At 72.0% G+C, this 13,110-nt stretch carries 11 protein-coding genes and 1 riboswitch; of the genes, 1 reads left to right on the top strand and 10 read right to left on the bottom strand.

Annotation, left to right across the window (positions count from 1 at the left end):
* Window positions 1–115: 115 nt before the first annotated feature.
* The 8 genes from ribH to ACZ6WN_RS18515 all read right to left on the bottom strand — a co-directional run bounded on the left by ribH (window position 116) and on the right by ACZ6WN_RS18515 (window position 8,577).
* Window positions 116–598, bottom strand: a complete 483-nt coding sequence (gene ribH / locus ACZ6WN_RS18550) for a 6,7-dimethyl-8-ribityllumazine synthase (RefSeq protein ID WP_465866596.1) — start codon at window positions 596–598, stop codon at window positions 116–118.
* Complete coding sequence (locus tag ACZ6WN_RS18545) at window positions 595–1,845, bottom strand: bifunctional 3,4-dihydroxy-2-butanone-4-phosphate synthase/GTP cyclohydrolase II (RefSeq protein WP_465866614.1); 1,251 nt, start codon at window positions 1,843–1,845, stop codon at window positions 595–597. Before ACZ6WN_RS18545 ends, ribH begins: the two co-directional genes overlap by 4 nt.
* 17 nt (window positions 1,846–1,862) lie before the next feature.
* Complete coding sequence (locus ACZ6WN_RS18540; protein WP_465866594.1) at window positions 1,863–2,459, bottom strand: riboflavin synthase; 597 nt, start codon at window positions 2,457–2,459, stop codon at window positions 1,863–1,865.
* Window positions 2,459–3,526, bottom strand: a complete 1,068-nt coding sequence (gene ribD / locus ACZ6WN_RS18535) for a bifunctional diaminohydroxyphosphoribosylaminopyrimidine deaminase/5-amino-6-(5-phosphoribosylamino)uracil reductase RibD (protein ID WP_465866593.1) — start codon at window positions 3,524–3,526, stop codon at window positions 2,459–2,461. The genes ACZ6WN_RS18540 and ribD overlap by 1 nt, the downstream gene beginning before the upstream one ends.
* A 90-nt stretch (window positions 3,527–3,616) precedes the next feature.
* Window positions 3,617–3,778: riboswitch (FMN riboswitch) on the bottom strand.
* Between the two features lie 51 nt (window positions 3,779–3,829).
* Window positions 3,830–4,498: a ribulose-phosphate 3-epimerase gene (gene rpe / locus ACZ6WN_RS18530; RefSeq protein ID WP_465866591.1), complete on the bottom strand. Its 669-nt coding sequence runs from the start codon at window positions 4,496–4,498 to the stop codon at window positions 3,830–3,832.
* 28 nt (window positions 4,499–4,526) lie between these two features.
* Window positions 4,527–5,147 (bottom strand): HAD family hydrolase, encoded by a 621-nt coding sequence (locus ACZ6WN_RS18525; RefSeq protein WP_465866589.1) that lies wholly within the window; start codon window positions 5,145–5,147, stop codon window positions 4,527–4,529.
* Window positions 5,148–5,273: 126 nt separating this feature from the next.
* Complete coding sequence (locus ACZ6WN_RS18520) at window positions 5,274–7,403, bottom strand: alpha/beta fold hydrolase (RefSeq protein WP_465866588.1); 2,130 nt, start codon at window positions 7,401–7,403, stop codon at window positions 5,274–5,276.
* Window positions 7,404–7,476: 73 nt separating this feature from the next.
* Window positions 7,477–8,577 (bottom strand): class I SAM-dependent methyltransferase, encoded by a 1,101-nt coding sequence (locus ACZ6WN_RS18515; protein WP_465866587.1) that lies wholly within the window; start codon window positions 8,575–8,577, stop codon window positions 7,477–7,479.
* A gap of 130 nt (window positions 8,578–8,707) precedes the next feature.
* Here ACZ6WN_RS18515 and ACZ6WN_RS18510 point away from each other — a divergent pair, with 130 nt between their 5' ends.
* Window positions 8,708–11,422: an AAA family ATPase gene (locus ACZ6WN_RS18510; protein ID WP_465866585.1), complete on the top strand. Its 2,715-nt coding sequence runs from the start codon at window positions 8,708–8,710 to the stop codon at window positions 11,420–11,422.
* A gap of 36 nt (window positions 11,423–11,458) precedes the next feature.
* On the opposite strand, the gene ACZ6WN_RS18505 is transcribed toward ACZ6WN_RS18510, so the two are convergent.
* Together ACZ6WN_RS18505 and ACZ6WN_RS18500 are read right to left on the bottom strand one after the other, a co-directional pair.
* Window positions 11,459–12,478, bottom strand: a complete 1,020-nt coding sequence (locus ACZ6WN_RS18505) for an alpha/beta fold hydrolase (protein WP_465866584.1) — start codon at window positions 12,476–12,478, stop codon at window positions 11,459–11,461.
* A 150-nt stretch (window positions 12,479–12,628) separates the two neighbouring features.
* Entirely contained in the window at window positions 12,629–13,063 is a 435-nt protein-coding gene (locus ACZ6WN_RS18500; RefSeq protein WP_465866583.1) for an Ohr family peroxiredoxin, read from the bottom strand.
* Window positions 13,064–13,110 lie beyond the last annotated feature (47 nt).

Below are 13,110 nucleotides of genomic sequence, written 5' to 3'. Positions count from 1 at the left end.
GTCCTCGGCCGCGTCGCGGACCCCGGCCTGGGGGGGGGGGGGGGGCCCCCCCCCCCCCCGCCCCCCCCCGCGGGGCGGGGGCCCCCCCCCCCCCCCCCCCCCCCCCCGCGGGTGATCAGTAGTGGCGTACGCAGTCGCGCAGGGCGAGCGCGGTCTCCATCGCCGCGGCGGCGGCCTCGTAGCCCTTGTCCTCGCTGGACCCTTCGAGCCCGGCTCGGTCGAGCGCCTGCTGCTCGTCGTCACAGGTCAGGAGGCCGAAACCGACCGGAACCACATGGTCGATGGCGACCCGGTTCAGGCCGTCGGTGGCGGCCGAGCAGACGTAGTCGAAGTGCGGGGTGCCGCCACGGATCACGACGCCCAGCGCGACGATGGCGTCGTAGCCCGACTTGGCGAGCGCGGCGGCCGCGACCGGGAGCTCGAAGGCACCCGGGACCCGGACGACCGTCAGACCACCGACGGCGGCATCCTTCAGCGCCCGCTCGGCGCCGTTCAGCAGACCGGTCATCACCTGGTCGTGCCAGCGTGCGGCCACCACGGCGACGCGCAGGTCGCTCGCGTCGACGACCTCGGGGGTAGGGGCTCCCTTGCCACTCATCGGTTCTCCTCAGACAGATCGGGCAGTGCGTGACCCATCCGGTCACGCTTGGTCAGCAGGTAGGCGAGATTGTGCTCGTTGGGCCGCGGGGTGAGCGGCACCCGCTCGGCGACCTCGACGCCGTACGCCTCCAGGTTGCTCACCTTCTCAGGATTGTTGGTCAGCAGCCGCACCGAGTCGATCTTGAGATCGCGCAGGATCTGCGAGGCGGAGCCGTAGTGGCGCGCGTCGGCCGGCAGGCCGAGGTCGAGGTTGGCGTCGACGGTGTCGCGGCCGCCGTCCTGCAGCTGGTAGGCCTGCAGCTTGGCGAGCAGCCCGATCCCACGGCCCTCGTGGCCGCGCAGGTAGACCACGACGCCGCAACCGGCCTCCACGATCCGCTCCAGCGCCTCGCGCAGCTGCGGCCCGCAGTCGCAGCGCTGCGACCCGAACACGTCCCCGGTCAGGCACTCCGAGTGCACCCGAGCCAGGACCGGATCGCATCCCGACACGTCGCCGTGGACGAGCGCGACGTGCTCGACGTCGTCATCGGTGGTGCGGTAGCCGTAGGCAGTGAACTCACCGTACTCGGTGGGCAGCCGGGTCACCGCGCGACGCTCGACCAGCACCTCCGTACGCCGCCGGTAGGTGACCAGGTCGGCGATCGAGATCATCGCGAGACCGTGCTCGTCGGCGAACTCCCGCAGCTGCGGGGCGCGCTGCATGGTGCCGTCGTCGTTGACCAGCTCGACCAGGGCACCGGCCGGCTCCAGACCGGCCAGCCGGGTCAGGTCGACCGCGGCCTCGGTGTGGCCGACCCGCACCAGCACTCCCCCGTCGCGGGCGCGCAGCGGGAAGACGTGACCCGGGCGGGTCAGGTCGCCGGCGACCGAGGACGGACCGGCGAGCAGCCGGGTCGTGAGCGCCCGGTCGGCCGCCGAGATGCCGGTCGAGACACCCTCGCGGGCGTCGACGGAGACGGCGTAGGCGGTCTGCTTGCGATCCTCGTTGACACGAGTCATCGGGGGTAGCTCGAGGGCGTCGAGCCGCTCCCCCGGCAGCGCCACGCAGATCACGCCGGAGGACCAGCGGATCGCGAACGCCATCACCTCCGGGGTCGCCAACTCGGCGGAGAAGATCAGGTCGCCCTCGTTCTCCCGGTCCTCGTCGTCGACGACCACGACCGGCTTGCCGGCCGCGAGGTCGGCGATCGCGTTCTCGACCGGATCGAGCCGGACCCCGGCGTACTGGTCGGTGCTGTTCTCCATACTGCTGTGCTCGATCTTCACGGCCGAACCCCTCCCAGAAGCTTCTCGACATGCTTGGCGATGATGTCGGTCTCGAGGTTGACCTCGTCGCCGACGGCCCGGAACCCCAGCGACGTACGCGCCAGGGTCTCGGGGATGAGGCTGACCGTGAACGCGTCGTCGGTCACGGAGACGACGGTGAGGCTGATCCCGTCGACCGCGATCGAGCCCTTCTCGACGACGTAGCGCACCAGTTCCTCGGGCAGTGAGATCGTGACGACCTCCCAGTGCTCGCTGGGCTCGCGGGAGACGACCCGGCCGACGCCGTCGACGTGCCCCTGGACGATGTGACCGCCCAGCCGGGTGGTCGGCGTCACCGCGCGCTCCAGGTTGACCTGGTCGCCGACCGAGATCGCGTGCAGGCTGGTCCGCTTGAGCGTCTCCAGCATCACGTCCGCGGTCCACTCGCTCTCCCCCAGCGTCGCGACGGTCAGGCAGCAGCCGTTGACCGCGATCGACGCGCCCAGCTCGGCGTCCGACAGCACCGTGTCGGCGGAGATGGTCAGGCGTACCGCGTCGCCCTGGTCCTCGATCCCGGCGACGGTGCCGAGCTCCTCAACAATCCCGGTGAACATCACTGCTCCCCTTTCTGTGGTTCCAAGATGAGTCGTACGTTCGGCTCCTCGCCCTCGGCTGCGGGAGCGAGAACGTCGATGGAGCGCACCCGTGGCCGGAAGGCATCGGCGATGGTGGTGATCCCGAGGTCGGCGACGGCCGAGCGGCCGGCGCCGAGCAGGAACGGGGCGACGTAGACGACGATCTCGTCCACGAGGCCCGCCTCCAGGAAGGCCGCGGCCAGCGTCGGCCCGCCCTCGAGAAAGACATGGCGCCGCTCGCGCGCCCACAGCTCGGCCAGCGCCGCGTGCGGGTCGCGGGTGCGCAGGTGCAGCGAAGGCGCCTGCGCGTCGAAGATCCGGCGGTCCTCGGGGAGGTCGCGCTCCCCCATGACGACCCGCAGCGGCTGTACGCCCACCAGCCGGTCCTCCAGGTCGCGGACCGTCAGCGCGGGGTCGTCGACCTCGACCGTGTTGGTCCCGACCAGCATCGTGTCCGAGAGCGCGCGCAGCTTGTGGGTGTCGAGCCGCGCGGCACGCGAGGAGACCCAGCGCGAGGTGCCGTCGGCGGCGGCGCTGCGACCGTCGAGCGTGGTGGCGAACTTCCAGGTGACGTAGGGGCGCTGGAGCTCGGCCGCACGCGTCCAGACCCGGTTGAGCTCACGGGACTCGGCGGCGTAGAGGCCCTGCTCGACCTCGATCCCCGCCTCCTTCAGCCGCTCCGCTCCCCCGGCGGCGACCGGGTTCGGGTCGGCCTGGGCGAAGACGACGCGAGCGACGCCGGCCTCGATCAGCGCCTGCGAGCAGGGTCCGGTGCGGCCGGTGTGGTTGCACGGCTCGAGGGTGACCACGGCGGTCGCTCCGCGGGCGTCTTCTCCGGCTTTGGCCAGCGCGTCGACCTCGGCGTGCGGGGTGCCGGGCCCGCGGTGGAATCCCTCGGCGATCATCGACCCGTCGGGTCCCAGGAGTACGCAGCCCACCCGCGGGTTCGGGTAGGTGGCAGGTCCCGGGGCGCCGATCGCAGCGGCCAGGTCCAGGGCGCGACGCATCGCCCCCGGCTCCGGGTCACGCTGGTCCAAGCACTTCATCTGATCCCCTCTGGTCCGTCTCACGGACTCCGGGGTCAGGCCGAGACATCGCGCCGCGCCCTGGTCTCAGGGCGGTCACGACGAATCGGGCTGCGTGCGTCTTCCCATCCGGACTTTAACCGTCGGTGCAGGACTGAGAAGTTTCCTTCTGGCACCTGCTCAACCGATGACTGGCTGTCATCGGGTCGCGGACTTCTGGACCTGGATCCAGTCACCGCCGGCTCGGAATTTCACCGACCCCAGAGCACGCGAGCACAAGCTCGTCTGACAACCAGTGTGCCACACCGGTGGCACCGGGCCCGATCAGGCGTCAGAGGCTGAGACGGCCTTGTCGCGCAGCGCGTTGACCATCGCGTCCGGGTCCTCGGCCGAGTAGACCGCCGAGCCGGCGACGAAGACGTCGGCCCCGGCCTCGGCGCAGCGCTCGATCGTCTCCAGGGACACCCCGCCGTCGACCTGCAGCCAGGTCTCGACACCGGCCTTGTCCATCATCGCCCGCGCCCGGCGGATCTTGGGCAGCACCAGGTCGAGGAACTTCTGCCCGCCGAAGCCGGGCTCGACCGTCATCAGCAGCACCATGTCGAGCTCGGCGAGCATGTCCTCGTAGGGCTCGATCGGGGTCGCCGGCTTGAGCGCCATCGAGGCGCGAGCGCCCTTAGCCCGGATCTCCCGGGCCAGCCGCACCGGGGCCTTGGTGGCCTCGACGTGGAACGTCACCGACCCGCAGCCGGCCTCGACGTAGGCCAGCGCTTCCCGGTCGGTGTTCTCGATCATCAGGTGGGCGTCGAGCGGCGTGTCCGTCGACCGCGCCAGAGCCTCGACCATCGTCGGCCCGAAGGTCAGGTTGGGCACGAAGTGGTTGTCCATCACATCGACATGGATCCAGTCGGCGCTGGGGATCCTGGCCACCTCCGCCCCCAGGGCGGCGAAGTCGGCGTTGAGGATGGACGGAGTGATCTGGATGTGACCCACGAGAGGCACCCTAGATGACCCCGAGGGCTCAGAGGGCAGCCAGGTCGGCGTACGTCATGCCCTCGAGCGTGTCGCGGAATACCCGGCGCTCGCCGGGGGCGACGGGGACGTGGTTCTCGACGACCAGGACGGTGCAGCCGGCGGCCTCGGCGGAGCGGGCTCCGGTGTTGGAGTCCTCGACCGCGATGGTGTCCTCGGCCGCGACACCGAGGGCGGCGGCCGCGGTCAGGTAGGGCTCGGGGTGGGGCTTGCCGTTGCGCACCATGTCACCGGTGACGATCACCTTGAAGGTGCCCTCGGGCAGCTCCTGGAGGATCGGGCCGACGAAGCGGGCGTACGACATCGTCACCAGGGCGCACGGCACGCCCTGCTCGAAGAGGTCTGTGAGCAGCTCGCGGGCTCCGGGGCGCCACGGGACCTCGCGCTCGACCTGCTCGACCACGCCGTCCAGGAGCATCTCGACGATCTCCTCGGGCTCGTGGGGAAGGCCCATGCCCACCTTGACCAGCCGGGCCGACTCGATCAGCGCGTTGCCGACCAGCTCCATCGCCTGCTCCTCGGACCAGGTCGCCCCGAAGCGCTCGGCGATCGCGTACTCCGCGGCGATCCAGTAGGGCTCGGTGTCGACCAGGGTGCCGTCCATGTCCATCAGGATCGCTGCCGGGAAGTGCCTGGACGGACTGCCAGGTGCCTGGTTGGTGTTCAGCGGAGCCTCCGGTGGAACGAGATCGGGTCGCGAGTGCGGGACCAACCTTAGGGCCTGTCGGCGCGGGGATCAGAGAAGGTCGGCGACCAGAGCGGCGGCACGGCGGGCGCCGTCGGTCTCGACCGGTCGGGTGCGGGGCTCGCGGCCGATCTCGTCGGCGATCGCTCGTGCGAGCGTCTCCGGGGTGAGGTCGTCGTACTCGAGACAGCGGCCGGCGCCGTACTGCTCGAGCCGGTGCCGGACGTGGATGTTCTGCTCGAAGTGGTGGCGCAGCGGCACGTAGACGAAGGGCGTGCCGGCGGCGGTCAGCTCCATCGTCGTGGTCAGCCCGCCCTGGACCACGGCGAGGTCGCAGGCGCCGAGGAGCCGGTAGAGGTCGGGGACGAAGCCGAGCACCTCGAGGCCGGGCCGCGCCCGGACGACGCCGGTGTCCAGGCGCGGGCCCGTCACGACGATCATCCGAACGTCGGGCACGGCCGCGCGGGCGGCGTCGTAGGCGTCGTCCGCCCGGCGCAGCAGGTGGCTGCCGACCCCGGACCCGCCGACGGTGACCACGCAGACCCGCTCGTCCGGCCGCCAGCCGAGCTCCTGCCGCAGCCGTGCCCTGTCGGCGACGGAGCCCGGGTCGATGCCGGTGACGTAGCCGCTGAAGTCGTAGTGCTGCCGCGTCCAGGCCGAGATCTCGGGCAGGCCGTCGCCGAAGCGCCCGGGCACGACGTCCGCGGGGTTTCCGACGAAGATCGCCCGGTCACGAAGGCGCGGGTTGCGCTCGACGTGCTCGAGCATCTCGGCGTTGTGATCGGCGGTGACGAACCGTGCCCGCTCGTCGTCGTCGGGCATCGGGAGGAAGCCGACGAAGTCGGTCAGCCACACGTAGCCGAAGCGCTTCAGCTCGGGGTTCTCGTGCAGGAAGTGGTCGACGTCCCAGGCCTCGTCGCCGACGACGAGGTCGTAGTGCTCGTCGCGGACGACGTCGTCGAAGACCATGAAGTTGTTGACGAGCACCTCGTCCATGCGCCGGATCGCGTCGAAGACGTGCAGGTCGTGCTCGCCCGACTCCTCCTCGATGTGGCGCGACTCGTTGGCTAGCCACCCGCTGGCGGGATGGACCCGTTCGCCGGCCGCGTCGAGGACGCTCGTCACCGGATGCTGGGCGAGCCAGTCGACCCGTACGTCCTCGTGGCGTTCCCGGAGCGCCCGCGCGACGGCCAGGTCGCGGCGGGCGTGGCCGAGGCCGATGGGCGAGGAGAGATAGAGGACCTTCTTCGGCCGGCGCGACGCCCGTGGCCGGACGTGGTTCACCGGCGCCGGCGGCCGGACCGCGTGCGCGAAGTCCTTGATCAGGTGGTTGATCTTCACCGGGTCGCGGCCGACCACGCCGTGCCCGCTGCCCTCGAGCAGCACGAGCGATCCTCCGGTGAGCTCGACGAGGCGCTCGCTGATCGCGACCGGCCGGATCCGGTCCTCGGTCCCGTGGATCGCGAGGACTGGGCACCGGACCCGGGCGCAGATCTCCTCCGTCGAGGCGCAGACCACCCCGTCGTGCCCGAGCCGCGCCGCGGTGGCATCGGCGACGACCTGGGGCGTCGTCTCGTGCGCCCAGGCGATGCAGTCCTCGATCTGCTTGGTCGAGTGCGGCTCGGGAAACATCGCGGTGAAGAAGAACTCCACGAAGTCGTCGTAGCCGCCCTCGAGCCAGTGGTTCCGGTTGTACTTCGCCCAGCCCTCGGTGGTGTCGAGTCGGGCGCCCCAGACCGCGGCGTCGCGCTGCTGGATGCTCGGGAAGCCGCAAGCCGCACCGATCGCGACCAGTCCGGCCACCCGGTCCGGGTGATCGGCAGCCAGGTGCAGGCTCCAGGTCACTCCGGACGACATCCCCACGACGACCGCACGGTCGGTGCCGGTGGCATCGAGGACGGCGAGCGCGTCCGCGGCGTAGGCCTCGCTCGTGTAGGCCGCCGCACCCTCCGGTCGGTCGGACCGGCCGTTGCCGCGACCGTCGAAGGTCACGACTCTGAAGTGCCGCGCCAGGTAGCCGATCTGCGCCTTCCAGAACCGGGAGTGGATGATCGTCCAGGTCGGCATCAGCAGGATGGTGCGGTCGCTCGGCCCGGCAGTCTCCGCGCCGTAGACCTCGTAATGGACCTTGACGCCGTCGGTCTCCACGTAGCCGTCGGCGTCGGGCTCGCGTGCCCTCATGGCCCCAGTGTGACTCGGCCGGGCCCGGACGCGCCGGGCTTCGACCGAGCGACGAGCCGCGGGAGCCTCCCCCTCACGGCCGGACCTCGTAGACACGGTTGAACGGCGTCTCGGACACGCCCTCGAACCGGGTGAACCCGGCCGCGATGGTCACGTCGCGGATCCGGGCCGGACCGGCCTGGGTCCCCAGCGCGAGCCCGACGTCCTGGGCGAGCGAGCTGGGCGTGCAGAGCAGGGTGGAGAAGCCGTAGTAGGCGCGACCCACCGCGTGCAGGTTGTCCTCGACGTGGTCCCCGGCGATCGGCTCGACGACCATCCAGGTGCCGTCGTCGGCGAGGGACTCCCGGACGTGCCGCGCCGCACCGACCGGGTCGCCCATGTCGTGCAGGCAGTCGAACATGGTGACCAGGTCGTAGTCGCTGCCGCCGAAGGCGGCTGCCGGGGCGACCTCGAACCTGACCCGGTCCGCGACGCCCGCGGCCGCGGCACGCTCGCGCGCGGTCGCGATCGACGCCTCGTGATAGTCCCACCCGACGAAGCGGGAGTCGGGGAACGCCTGCGCCATCAGGATCGTCGAGGCGCCGTGGCCGCAGCCCACGTCGGCGACCGTCGCTCCGCGCCGGAGCTTCTCCACGACGCCGTCGAGGGCGGGCAGCCACTCGGGGATCAGGTGGGCGTTGTAGCTCGGGCGGAAGAACCGCTCGCAGCCGACGTGGACGTCGGCGTCGTGCTCGTGCCATCCGTAGCCGCCGCCGTTGCGGGCGGCCTCGAGGATGTGCGAGGCGTCGTGGACGGTGCCGAGCGCGATCTGGAACATGCCGGGCAGGAAGGCCGGGCTGTCCTCGACGGTCAACGCCACCGCGTGCTCCGGCGGCAGCGTGAACCGGCCGGTCGCCGGGTCGTAGGTGACGTACGAGCCGGCGGCCTGGGCGTTGAGCCACTCGCGGGCGTACGGCTCGCCGGTGGCGGTCCGCGCGGCGAGCTCGGCCGGGTTGCTCGGCCCGTTGGCCGCGAGGTCGCGGTAGTAGCCGAGCTTGTCGCCCATCACCACCAGAGCGGCGTTGAGCGTCGCGCCGACCTCGTCCACCGCGCGGAAGACGAAGGCCATCAGCTTGTCCATGTCGATCTCGACCTCGTTCGTGCCCGAGGTCAGGGCGTCATCAGTGGTAGTCATGACCGGAACGCTAGGAACGCTCGCCCTGTCACCGCGTCAGGTGCCCCACCTGGTCCTGAGGTACCCAGGACCAGGTAGGACGCTGTTCGACCGCGGAGCCGGCACCGGAGCCGGCTCCTAGACTCACCACGTGCTCATCGGACGAGAGGCCGAGCAGCGGATCGTGGACCGGCTGTTCGCCGGCGCGAGGATCGGCCGCGGTGGCGCTCTCGCGGTCACCGGCGAGCCGGGGGTCGGCAAGACGGCACTGCTCGAGGATGCGCTCGGGCGTCTGGAGGGCGTCCACGTCCTGCGCGCGACCGGCACGGAGGCGGAGGAGGACCTTGCGTTCGCCGGGCTCCACCTGCTGCTGCGCCCGGCGCTCCACCTCCTCGATGCGCTGCCCGATCCGCAGGCAGCAGCGCTGGGCAGCGCGCTCGCTCTGCAGACCGCGACCCCCGGTGACCGGTTCGCCATCGGCGCTGCCACCCTGGCGCTGTTGTGCCGGTACGCCGAGCAGGCGCCGATCGCCGTCGTCGTCGACGACCTGCAGTGGCTCGACCGGCCATCAGCCGAGGCCCTCGCCTTCGCCGCCCGCCGGATCGACGCGGACCCGGCCGCCGTCCTGCTCGCCGGCCGATCCGGGGTGTGCGACGGACTCGTCGACGGCCTCGATGTGCTCGAGCTGTCCGGTCTCGACGCGGCGGCGTCCGGTGACCTCGTGCGTGCGTTGGAGATCGCGCCACCGACCGAGGACCAGGTGGCCCGGCTGTTCGCCGCGACCGGCGGCAACCCGCTCGCCCTCCTCGAGCTGGGTCGCCACCTCGAGCTTCTCGACGACCGGGCCCCGGGGCTCCCGCCGGCGCTGCCCGCCGCCCTCGCGGCCGCGTTCTCCCGGCGGCTGGCGGAGCTCGACCCGGCATCCCGGACCACCCTGCTCGCTGCCGTGGTCGCCAACGGCGACCTCCAGCACACGGGCGAGGTCTGCAGGCGGCTCGGCCTCGACGTCTCCGGCCTCGGTGCCGCCGAGCGGGCCGGGCTGGTCGTCGTGACGAGCAGCCGCATCGACGTACGACACCCGCTCGTGCGCGCGGCCGTCTACGCCGAGGCCGACGAGGCTCTCCGCCGGGCCGTCCATCTCGCCGTGGCCGACCTGCTGCCGGACGACGCGGAGCGTCGGGCGTGGCACCTGGCGGAGGCGACCTGGGGTCCCGACCCGGAGGTGTCGCGGCTGCTCGAAGCCGCCGCCGACAGCGCGAACGCCCGTACGGCGTACACCGTCGCGAGCACCGGCTACGAGCGCGCGGCGCGGCTGAGCACGGACACCGACCGGTGGCACCTCCTGCTGTGCGAGGCGGCCGAGGCAGCGTGGACCGGAGGGCGTCACGACCGGGCGGTCGCCCTGCTCGACGAGATCGAGACCCGGCCCGTCCCGAACCACATCCGCTCGCGCACCCTCCGGATCCGGGCGCAGATCGCGGCGCGGAGCGGGTCGGTCGCCGACGCCGTGCGCATCCTCGAGCGTGCGGCTCCCGACGCGCCCGCTCCCGATGACACCGTGCTGCTCCTCGCCGAGGCGCTGCACGCTGCCTTCTACCTGGCCGACGCGGCGGTGTCGACGCGCCTGGCCACGTCGCTGCTGGACGCGGTCGCAGCCGCCGAGTCGCCCCGCGCTCGCGCCATCGGGCTCGCCGCGGCGGGGATGGCGAAGGTGCTCAGCGGCGAGGGCGGGCTGGCGCAGATCGAGGCGTCGGTCCCGCTGCTGGCTGCGCACGCCGATCCGGTCGAGCATCCCGAGACGCTGCCGTGGCTGCTGACGACGCCGTTGTTCCTCCGCGACGCGGAGACCGGTGCCGACCTGCGCCGGATCGTCGACGACGTACGGTCCCGGATGGGCGTCGGCCTGCTGCCCAACGTGCTGTTCCACGTCGCCCGGGACCAGGCGACGTCCACCGCGTGGTCCCGGGCCGCAGCCAACTACGAGGAGGCGATCCGGCTCGCCCGGGAGACGGGCCAGGGCACGGACCTCGCCATGTCCCTCGCCGGGCTCGCGTGGCTCGAGTCCCGGCAGGGTCGGGGTGACGCCTGTCGCGAGCACGCGACCGAGGCCGTCCGGCTGTGCACCCGCCGGGGAATCCGGATGGGCGAGGCCTGGTGCCTCTACGCCGTCGGAGACCTCGAGCTCGCCGAGGGCGATCCCCGGGCCGCCACGCAGTCGTTCCTCGACCTCTCGCGGCGGCTGGAGGAGTGGGGCATCGCCGACCCCGACCCCTCCCCCGGCGCGGAGCTGGTGGATGCCCTGCTCCGCCTCGGCCGCCCCGCCGAGGCGGAGACCGAGGCCCGGCGGTACGCGGCCGTGGCGGGTGCGAAGGGTCGACCCTGGTCGGTCGCGCGGGCCCACCGGGCGTTGGGAACCGTGGCCGACCATCGTTCCTTCGACGCGCACTTCGAGGCGGCCATCGAACATCACGCGGACACCCGTGACCTCTTCGAGGCGGCACGGACCCACCTCGCCTACGGTGGTCGGCTCCGGCGGGCGGGACGCCGCGTCGATGCCCGCGCACACCTGCGCGCCGGCCTCGAGTCCTTCGACGACCTCGGTGCCGAGCCGTGGGCCCGGACCACCGCGGCCGAGCTGGAGGCGACGGGCGAGAAGGTGGCGCGACGGGAGGCGTCGGGAACGGCGTCCCTGACCCCGCAGGAGCTGCAGGTCTCGCTGCTCCTCGCCGAGGGCCGCACCACACGTGAGACGGCGGCGGCGCTCTTCCTCAGCCCGAAGACCGTCGAGTACCACCTGCGGAAGGTCTACACGAAGCTGGACATCCACTCCCGCGCCGAGCTCGCCGAGCAGCTCCTCGGTTCGTGAAGGTCACATCGTGCCCTTCGGGGCCTCACGTCCACCTCACAGCCTGTCCGCGTCGAGGACCGCGCGGGCGAAGTCGGCCGGCGCCTCCTGGGGAACGTTGTGCCCGATCCCCGAGAAGGTGCGGTGCTCGTACGGTCCGGTGAAGTGGTCGCGGTAGCCCGCTCCGTCGCCGGGCGGCGTGAAGGGATCGGCCGCCGGGTCGATGGTGATCGTCGGCACCGCGATCGGCGGGGCCGACGCGAGCTTGCGCTCGAGGGCGTCGTAGCGGCGCGCGCCGTCGGCCAGGCCGAGGCGCCAGCGGTAGTTGTGGAGCACGACGTCCACGTAGTCGGGGTTCTCGAACGCCGCGGTCGTGCGCGCGAAGGTGGGTTCGTCGAACGCCCAGGTCGGGGAGTTGAACCGCCACACCAGTCTCGCCAGGTCGGTGCCGATCCTCGGGTCGGCGAGGCCCTTGGCTCCGCGCTCGGTGGAGAAGTAGTACTGGTACCACCAGGCCCACTCCGAGGCCGCGGCGATCGGGGCGCGCTGAGCCTCGCGGTTGGTGATCAGGTAGCCGGTCACCGACACCAGCGCTTTCACGCGGCGGGGCCAGATCGCGGCGATGATGTCGCCGGTCCGCGAACCCCAGTCGTAGCCCGCGATCACGGCCCTGTCGATCCCCAGGGCGTCCATGAAGTCCGTGATGTCGAGGGCGATCCTGGACTGCTGCGCGTTGCGGAAGGTGTCGGGTGAGCGGAAGGTCGTCGTACCGAAGCCGCGGAAGTACGGCACCAGGGCTCGATAGCCCTGGCCGGCCAGGATCGGCGCGACCTCGGCATAGCTGTGGATGTCGTAGGGCCAGCCGTGCAGCAGGATCACCGGCTGGCCGTCGCGCGGCCCGAGGTCGACGTACCCGACGTCGAGCTCGCCGGCGTCGACCTGGAGGACGTCGGCGAACGACGTGCTCGCTCGTCCGGGGTGTACCGGTCGGGCAGCAGTCCCTTCCCCTGTCGCCGCCAGCCCGGCGGTCGTCGTCGCGGCCAGGCCGACCGCCTTGGCAAAGGTCCTGCGGTTCATCATCGTCATCTCGCCTTTCGCTCGGGGTCCGGGGGCGACCCCGGAAACGGGTTCGGGCCGTCGAAGAAGCCCAGAGCTGCGTACGCATCGCGGAGGAGTGCCTGGGCGGCCCGAGCGAGCGCGTCGCTCGGCTCGGGCCGCCGCTCGGCCTCAGGCGACACGGGCGAAGAAGTCCACGTCGACATTGCCGGTGATCGCCTTCGAGTACGGGCAGATCTGGTGGGCGCGCTTGGCCAGCGTGCCGATGGTCTCCTCGTCGAGCCCGCCGACGACGATCTCGAGCTCGGCGCTGAGGAAGAACTCCTCGGTCGGGTCGGTCGTCTCGGCGTGGTTGAGGGTGACGTTCGCGGTCACCTCGATGCTGTCGAAACGGATCCGCTCCTCGGCGGCCGCACGGCGGAACGCACCCATGAAGCACGCCGACCAGCCCGCGGCGAAGAGCTGCTCGGGGTTGGTGGCGCCGCCGGCGCCGCCGAGCTCCTCGGGGATGGCCAGGCCCAGGTCGATGAGGCCGTCCGGCGACGCGAGGTGGCCGCCGTTGCGGCCCTCGCCGGTCGCGGTCACGGTGCCGGTGTAGTTCGCCATGTCACTTCTCCTTGTGGTTCCGGGTGGGTGTTGCTCGGTGATGTGAC

It is taken from the genome of Nocardioides sp. NPDC054178 (assembly GCF_055585005.1).
Note: the sequence above shows the minus strand (reverse complement) of the source record. Positions and strands in the feature narration are given on the sequence as shown.